Origin of the sequence: Reyranella sp. (assembly GCF_017305915.1) — a bacterium.
GTDB lineage: Bacteria > Pseudomonadota > Alphaproteobacteria > Reyranellales > Reyranellaceae > Reyranella.
Genome location: NZ_JAFKJN010000018.1, coordinates 385,521 through 392,839, shown reverse-complemented (window position 1 = coordinate 392,839; position 7,319 = coordinate 385,521). Strand labels below are relative to the sequence as shown.

Annotated in this window: 7 protein-coding genes; 2 read left to right on the top strand and 5 right to left on the bottom strand. The window is 68.1% G+C overall.

All coding sequences use genetic code 11. The features are described from left to right. Positions 1-253: 253 nt before the first annotated feature. Positions 254-2,182 carry a PDZ domain-containing protein gene (locus tag J0J01_RS19075; RefSeq protein WP_296383448.1) on the bottom strand — a complete coding sequence of 643 codons (1,929 nt, stop codon included), beginning with the start codon at positions 2,180-2,182 and terminating at the stop codon, positions 254-256. A 153-nt stretch (positions 2,183-2,335) separates the two neighbouring features. Between J0J01_RS19075 and J0J01_RS19070 the strand changes: the two genes are divergently transcribed. After that, positions 2,336-2,608: a DUF2312 domain-containing protein gene (locus J0J01_RS19070; protein ID WP_296383446.1), complete on the top strand. Its 273-nt coding sequence runs from the start codon at positions 2,336-2,338 to the stop codon at positions 2,606-2,608. Positions 2,609-2,786: 178 nt separating this feature from the next. Next, the gene (locus tag J0J01_RS19065; RefSeq protein ID WP_296383444.1) at positions 2,787-3,734 is read left to right on the top strand and encodes a tripartite tricarboxylate transporter substrate binding protein; all 948 of its coding nucleotides are present in this window, start codon (positions 2,787-2,789) and stop codon (positions 3,732-3,734) included. Between the two features lie 63 nt (positions 3,735-3,797). On the opposite strand, the gene J0J01_RS19060 is transcribed toward J0J01_RS19065, so the two are convergent. From J0J01_RS19060 to J0J01_RS19045, 4 genes are read right to left on the bottom strand one after another with little or no spacing between them, the layout of a single operon-like run. After that, positions 3,798-4,640, bottom strand: coding sequence for a hypothetical protein (locus tag J0J01_RS19060; protein ID WP_296383429.1), 843 nt, complete (start codon positions 4,638-4,640; stop codon positions 3,798-3,800). Continuing rightward, positions 4,637-5,419: a hypothetical protein gene (locus J0J01_RS19055; RefSeq protein ID WP_296383427.1), complete on the bottom strand. Its 783-nt coding sequence runs from the start codon at positions 5,417-5,419 to the stop codon at positions 4,637-4,639. Before J0J01_RS19055 ends, J0J01_RS19060 begins: the two co-directional genes overlap by 4 nt. Before the next feature lies 1 nt (position 5,420). Then, entirely contained in the window at positions 5,421-6,095 is a 675-nt protein-coding gene (locus J0J01_RS19050; protein ID WP_296383425.1) for a DUF429 domain-containing protein, read from the bottom strand. After that, entirely contained in the window at positions 6,089-7,306 is a 1,218-nt protein-coding gene (locus J0J01_RS19045; RefSeq protein WP_296383423.1) for an NADP-dependent isocitrate dehydrogenase, read from the bottom strand. Before J0J01_RS19045 ends, J0J01_RS19050 begins: the two co-directional genes overlap by 7 nt. Positions 7,307-7,319: the final 13 nt, after the last annotated feature.

The window sequence follows — 7,319 nt, the reverse complement described above, 5'->3', positions numbered from 1 at the left end:
AGACAACGGCCGGGGCCCAAGCTCCCCAACGACGTGCAGTCTTGGTGCCAGACGGGCTCTCCTGCCGCGCCAGAGGATCGGGTGCGAGCCGATCCTCTGGCGACCGCAGTCTGCACCCATTCCAAGACACAAGGTGCGCGCGTAATCGCGGGCGGAGGGGTCATGAGCGACCGCACGACTGCGGCTCATGACCCCTCCGTCAGCGTAAGACGCTGACACCTCCCCCGATGACGGGGGAGGAATGTTTTTTGAGCTAACCCCGCGACTCGAGGATCGCGTCGAGGCGGGCCGGCGTGCCGTCGATCCGCTGCAGCTTGGGGAACCGCAGGCCGCCCTGATAGTCGACCGGGACGGTGCGGTAGCGGCTGCCGTTCTTGAGCAGCAGCTCGATCGGCTTGTGCTCGGTCCTGGCCGCGGCGATGGCGTCCTTCAGGTGCTTGGGCGTGAAGGACTCGCCGTTGACCGCCACCAGGTAGTCGCCGACCGTGAGCCCGGCCTTGAAGGCCGGCCCGCCCCAGGCCACGGAAGAAAGCTGGCCGTCGTCGCCGAGCGAAAGACCCAGTGAGAACGTGAAGTCGTGCCGCTTGCTGCGCGTCTCGTACGCGCGCTGGAAGTCGCTGGGCTCCTCACCGTAGACCAGCCGGTAGCCGCCGCGGGTCAGGCCGTCGAGCGGCGCGGCGCTGCGTCCTTCCAGGCGGGCCTTGAGGAAGCCCGCCCAGTCGTTCGGCACGAGGGCGTTCAGCGCCGCGACGACGTCGTCGAAACCATAGGTCTTCGTCACCCAGCTCCCATCGTCCATGCCGAAGAAGGCCTTGGCGAAGTCGTCGAGCGAATGCTTGTCCTCCGTCCGCTCGCGCAGCAGCGTGTCGACGTCGAGCCAGATCAACTGGCCCTCGACATAGTAGTCCGCCGACCGCTGCCAGCTTCGCCAGGCATCGCGGCCGCGGTCGGGAATGATCGGCGCGTTGGTCGTGTCGCTGAGCGGCCGCCAGGCGCGGCCGGCGCGGGCCTCGTAGATCGCCGCATCGAGGGCGAGCGCATCGAGGGCCTGCTGCCTGGTGAGCAGGCCCGAGCGCGCGGTGAGGACATGGCCCCAGTACTGGGTCTGGCCTTCGTAGACCCACAGCAGGCTGTTGCGCATCGGCGTGCGGTAGTCGGGTGTCCAGAGATCGGCACCGCGGCGGAACTTGCCGTTCCAGGAGTGGACGTACTCGTGCGGCAGCAGATCGAGGCCGGTGATGTTGTCGAAATAGCCGGTCCGGGTGGCATTCTCGCTCGACCGGTGATGCTCCAGCCCGATGCCGCCCAGGCGGTCAGACAGCGCGAGCAGGAAATCGTAGCGGTCGAAATGGCGCGAGGCGAACAGCGCGTCGGCCTCGCGGACCAGCTTGCGCAGCCTGGCGATCTTCTCGGGCTTGATCTCGAGATCGGCGGGCTGGTCGCCGAGCACGTTCAAGCGCACCGGCGAGCGGCCCTCGGGATCGAGGTCGATCTGCCGGAAGTGGCGCCCGGCGAACAGGGGCGAATCGACCAGGGTCTCGTAGCTCTCTCGCTTGAACGCGGTCTCGCCGTCCTTGCTGTCGGCGACGTCCAGCGCCGTCGCGAATTTCCAGGTCGACGGCAGCCGCAGCGACGCCTCGACCGGGATCTGCCGGACATAGTAGCCGGCCGGGTAGAGCGACACCCGGCCCCACTGCAGGTCGAGCATGTCCGGGGTCGCCTCGACGCGGCCCTGGCTCGGCGCCGTCGGCGAGACGTACTGGAACTCGACCTCGATCGCCGCGGTGCCGGGCGGCGGGTCGATGTGAAAGGCGAACATCTCGACCGGATCGCGCCGCCACTCCAGCGGTTGGCCGTTCGCGGCGACGACCAGGCCGGCGAGCTTGTCGATCGGCCCGCTCGGGCCGTGGGTGCCGGGAAGCCACTGCGGGTACAGGAGCGTGAGGCGCCCCGGCGCGACGACAGGAATGGTCTGGCGAACCCGGAAGATCGCCTGCGCAGGGTCGGTCGCATCGACGGCGAGCTTGATGACGCCGGGGAAGGGAATGTCGCGCGCCTCGGGCACGCTTTGCACGACCGGTGTCGCCACCGGTCCCGCTGCCGACCCGGGCGAGGCCTGCGCCAACGCCCGCTGCGGCAGCAGCGCCAGCACGGCAAGAAGGACGATATGTAGGCGCGCCACGCGTGCGATCTCCGATGCTCGGGGACGGAGGGTGGGCCGCCGGATCGGGCGCGGTCAATCCTCCCCGTTATCCCCATCATTCATCGCGTCGTCATCATTGAGTCGACACGGTCGCCGCTCTTATGGTCCGGCAACAAGATCATGGAGTAGCGGATGCCGGACGGGAGCCCTCTTTCGAAGAAGACCAAGGCCGGGCCGATCTCGGCCGATCGCCTGAAGAGCTTCGTCGAGCGCATCGAGAAGCTCGAGGAAGAGCGCGGCGCCATCGGCAGCGACATCAAGGACGTCTACAGCGAGGCCAAGGGCGTCGGCTACGACGTCAAGACCATGCGGAAGATCGTTTCGCTGCGGAAGATGGACGCGGCCGACCGCGACGAGCAGGACGCGCTGCTCGACACCTACAAGCACGCGCTGGGAATGGTCTGAACAAGGCGCTGGGGCACATTCCGTCCGGCTGGAATCAGCCGGACGGAATGTGCCCGGTGAGACCAGCATCGCCCGCGCGCGCATTTCCGAGCAGATGGAACCGCGAGCGGTTCCATCTGCTTGGAAATCGCTCTACGGTTCCCGCCCTTCGGGAGGGAACCGAGTAATGCTTAGGGTGATGCTTGCGGCTTTTGCCGCGCTCGCGGTCGGCGCATCGGGCGCCGCGGCGCAGAGTTATCCGTCGCAACCGATCCACATGGTGGTGCCTTTCCCGCCCGGGGGCGGCACCGACGCATTGGCGCGCGCGATCCAGGAGCCGTTCCAGAAGGCGATCGGCCAGACCGTGGTGATCGACAATCGCGGCGGGGGCGGCGGCAGCATCGGCCACGAAATCGTCGCCAAGGCGGCGCCCGACGGCTACAGCGTGCTGGTGAGCAGCAACAACCAGATGCTGCTGCCCTACCTGATCGCCAGGCTCTCCTTCGACCCTGCGGCCTTCGTGGCGGTCGGCTTCATCGCCAAGCAGGAATCGGTGTTCGTCGGCAGCGCCGACGCGCCGTGGAAGGATCTCGCGGCGATCACCGAGGCGGCGCGCGCCAAGCCGGGCGACGTGCAGTACGGCACCGCCGGCATCAGCACGCCGATGCATCTGGCGACCGAGCGCTATGCCATCCTGAACAAGATCAAGCTCACCCACGTGCCTTTTCGCGGCACCGGCCCGCTGGTCACCGACCTGCTGGGCAGCCACGTCAAGCTCGGCATGTCGAGCCTGACCAGCGTGTCGCAGCAGCTCCAGGCCGGCAAGCTCAAGGCCTACGGCCTGGCGGCGCCCGAGCGCGCGCTGCTGGCGCCCGATATCCCGACCTTCAGGGAGCTGGGCTTCGGCGATGTCGACGGCACGATCGTCTACACCCTGATCGCGACGCCCGGCACGCCGCCGGCGATCGTCGCCAAGCTGAACGCGGCGCTCAATGCCTCGGTCGCCACGCCCGAGATGCGCGAGGACCTGCGCAAGCGCGGCTTCGTGGCGATGGGCGGCACGCCGGAGGAGCTCGGCAAATGGACCGCCGTGCAGGCACCGATCTGGGGGCCGGTGCTGCAGGCGGCGGGAGTGAAGCCGGAATAGCGCTCGTTGGACCGCGGGCTTCCAGCCCGCTCATGAGCGCGCAGGATGTGCGCGGTCCGATGATCAGCGGAACGCCGCGGCCGCCTGATGCGACGCGAACATCTTCGTCGCGCTGTGGCCGACGGCGGGCACCTCGGCTTCCGTCCAGCCGAAGGTCCAGCCGTGCTCGCGGGCGGCGGCTTGCGCCTTGGCGAAGGTGGTGCGGCCGCGCATCAGTCGGTTGGCGCCTTGCGCCACCGCTTCGGGCTCCGACGAGAGGTTGTGCGTCCCGGTGTCGGCGCCGCCGAGCAGCACGGTGATCGGCAGCGCGAGATAGGCGCGCAGCGCCGCCTCGGCATCGGGCACCTTGCCGAAGCCATAGGGCGCGGCATCGGTCAGGCTCGGCAACACCCAGGTCGACGGGTTGGCGATCACGATGTGCACCGCGTCGGGCGCGGCGTAGGCGGCGACGCGGCTCAGGAACTGGCCGCCGGCGGAGTGGCCGATCAGGGCATAGGGCAGGGCGGGCTGCGCCGAGACCTGGCGCGCCCAGGCGATCAGCGGCGCCACCATGTCGACCGTGCGCTTGCCGGGCGGCAGGAACTTTCCGTTCTCCATCACACCGCCGCGCTGATACTTCGCGGTGGGAAAGCGGCCGGCGTCGAATTCGGGCGAGACGACGATGGCGCACAGCCTGTCGGCGAGCGGCCGCGCCTCGTCGCGATAGGGACCGGCATCGCGGCCGACGCCGTGGAACACCGCCAGCACCAGTTGCGGCGCGCAGGGCGGCCGATAGGTGAAGACGCGCAGGGTCGTGCCGAGGATGGCGGCCGACGTCTCGCCGTTGTCGGGCGCGATCGTCTGCGCGGCCGCCGTGCCGCCGGACAGCGCGATCGCGAGCAGGGCGAGGGCGCGCCCGACGGTCACGCGAAGATCGCTGCCGCTTGCGCCGAGGAGAACATGCCGGCGGAGTCGTGGCCGACGCCCGGCACTTCCGCGAGCCTCCAGCCGAACGGACAGCCGAGTCTTGCCGCGGCGGCCTTCGCCTTGGCGAAGGTGTTGCGCCCGCGCTCGAGGCGCGTGGGGCCCTGGGCGACGGCCTCGGCTTCCGACGAGAGGTTCTCGGTCCCGATGTCTTCGAGGCCCTGCAGGGCGGTGATCGGCAAGGCGAGATAGGCGCGCAGGGCCGCATCGGCGTTAGGCGTGCCGCCGAAGCCGTAGGGCACGGCGTCCTCGGTACTGGGCAGCACCCAGGTCGAGGGGTTGGCGATGACGTAGCGCGTCGCCCCGGTCGGCGCGAAGGCGGCGAGACGGCTCAGGAACTGCCCGCCCGCCGAATGGCCGATCAGAGCATGCGGCAAGCCGGGCTGTTTGCAAGCGTCGTGCGCCCAGCCGATCAGCGGCGCGATCAGATCCACCGTGCGCTTGCCGGGCGGGATGAACACGCCGTCCGGCGCCACGCCGCCCCGCTGATAGAACGGCACGGTGAAACTGGGCGGAGCGAACTTCGGCGCGACAACGACGGCGCCAAGCTTCTCCGCGAGAGGAACCGCGCGGTCGCGGTAGGTGTCGGCGTCGGCGTGCATGCCGTGAAACACCACGAGCAGGAGTTTCGGCGCGACCGTTGGACGCCAGGTGAAGACATCGATGGCGGCGCCGCCAAGCTCGACCGAATGGGTACCGTCGCCAACGAGGATCTCATTCATCTCAGAACCATATGTTCATCGGCAGGCCGTGGCGATCCCGTTCGTCGGTCGGACCGAGGCAGGTGGCCTTGCCGGCGGCGATCAGCGTTGCCGTGCGGCAGACGGCGATTGCATCGAGGATGTCATCGCGCGCTGCGCCGGAAAGGCGGTCGACCTTGGTCTTGAAGCCGTGCCGGGCGAGCAGCTTGCGGCGCTCGGCATGGCCGTCGGGCTGGCGCTTCTTGCTCAGCACCGGCCTGCCGCCGTTCATGCGCGCGAAGGCGAGCTCGGGATGCGCCTCGTAGACGATCGACTGGAGCTTCCGGTCGGCGCGCATCAGCGCGTCGACCTCGCGCATCTTGGGGAAGAGATGGAAGGTCTGCCGGTTGAGGCCCACACCCATGGTCTTGCTGAGCGCATTGGCCTCGGCGTGCGTGGTGCAGGCGAGGGCGGCGCGGCAGGGCGTCGGGAAGACCGAGCTCGCCTTGCCCGGCAGCAGCTTGCGCGCCTCGACCTCGCAGGCGCGCGGCGGGCGCGGGACGTCGACGAAGCCGATCGGCATGTCGACCGCCAAGGTGGAAAGACCCTCGCAGGCTTCTGCGAGGGTCTTCACGACTCTTATGTCCAGCGTGCCGTCGGTGTCGCGCCGGCAGATCACCCAGCCGGTGCGACAACCATCTGCACCGCCGACTACCACTTGGCCATCTTGTCCTTGAGGTTGCCGTCGAGCACCGCGAGGAAGTCCTGGGTGGTGAGGTAGAGGTGCGTCGGATCGATCAGGATCGCGAGGTCCTTGGTCATCTTGCCGCTCTCGACGCTCTCGACGCAGACCTTCTCCAGCGTCTCGGCGAACTTCGACACGTCCGGCGTGCCGTCGAACTGGCCGCGATACTTCAGGCCCTGTGTCCAGGCGAAGATCGAGGCGATCGGGTTGGTCGAGGTCGGCTTGCCCTTCTGATGCTCGCGATAGTGGCGGGTCACCGTGCCGTGCGCCGCCTCGGCCTCGACGGTCTTGCCGTCCGGCGTCATCAGCACCGAGGTCATCAGGCCGAGCGAGCCGAAGCCCTGGGCGACGGTGTCGGACTGCACGTCGCCGTCGTAGTTCTTGCACGCCCAGATGAAGGCGCCTTCCCACTTCAGCGCCGAGGCGACCATGTCGTCGATCAGGCGGTGCTCGTAGGTGATGCCCTTGGCCTTGAACTTGCCGGCGAACTCCTCGTCGAACACCTTCTGGAACAGATCCATGAAGCGGCCGTCGTAGCGCTTCAGGATGGTGTTCTTGGTCGACAGGTACACCGGCCAGCCGCGGTTGAGGCCGTAGTTGAACGAGCTGCGGGCGAAGCCGATGATCGACTCGTCGTTGTTGTACATCGCGAGCGCGACGCCGCCGCCCGGGAAGTCATAGACGTTGTGCTCGATGGTCTTGCCGTCGGCGCCCTCGAACTTGATGGTCAGCTTGCCCTTGCCCGGCACGACGAAGTCGGTGGCGCGATACTGGTCGCCGAAGGCGTGACGGCCGATCACGATCGGCTTGGTCCAGCCCGGCACCAGCCGCGGCACGTTCTTGCAGACGATCGGCTCGCGGAAGATCGTGCCGCCGATGATGTTGCGGATGGTGCCGTTGGGCGAGCGCCACATCTCCTTGAGGTTGAACTCCTTAACGCGCGCCTCGTCCGGCGTGATCGTCGCGCACTTCACGGCGACGCCGTACTTCCTGGTGGCCTCCGCCGAGTCGACCGTGACCTGGTCGCTGGTCTTGTCGCGATGTTCGATGCCGAGGTCGTAATACTTCAGGTCGATGTCGAGGTAGGGAAGGATCAGCTTGTCCTTGATGAACTTCCAGATGATGCGGGTCATCTCGTCGCCGTCCATCTCGACGACCGGATTCTTCACCTTGATCTTCGGCATCGTACTTTCTTTC

What these genes read in the sequence shown, in the direction of transcription:
- J0J01_RS19070 (WP_296383446.1), top strand. Translation starts at nt 2,336, where the DNA reads ATGCCGGACGGGAGCCCTCTTTCGAAGAAGACCAAGGCCGGGCCGATC.
- J0J01_RS19065 (WP_296383444.1), top strand. Translation starts at nt 2,787, where the DNA reads ATGCTTGCGGCTTTTGCCGCGCTCGCGGTCGGCGCATCGGGCGCCGCG.
- J0J01_RS19055 (WP_296383427.1), bottom strand. Translation starts at nt 5,419, where the DNA reads ATGAATGAGATCCTCGTTGGCGACGGTACCCATTCGGTCGAGCTTGGC.
- J0J01_RS19045 (WP_296383423.1), bottom strand. Translation starts at nt 7,306, where the DNA reads ATGCCGAAGATCAAGGTGAAGAATCCGGTCGTCGAGATGGACGGCGAC.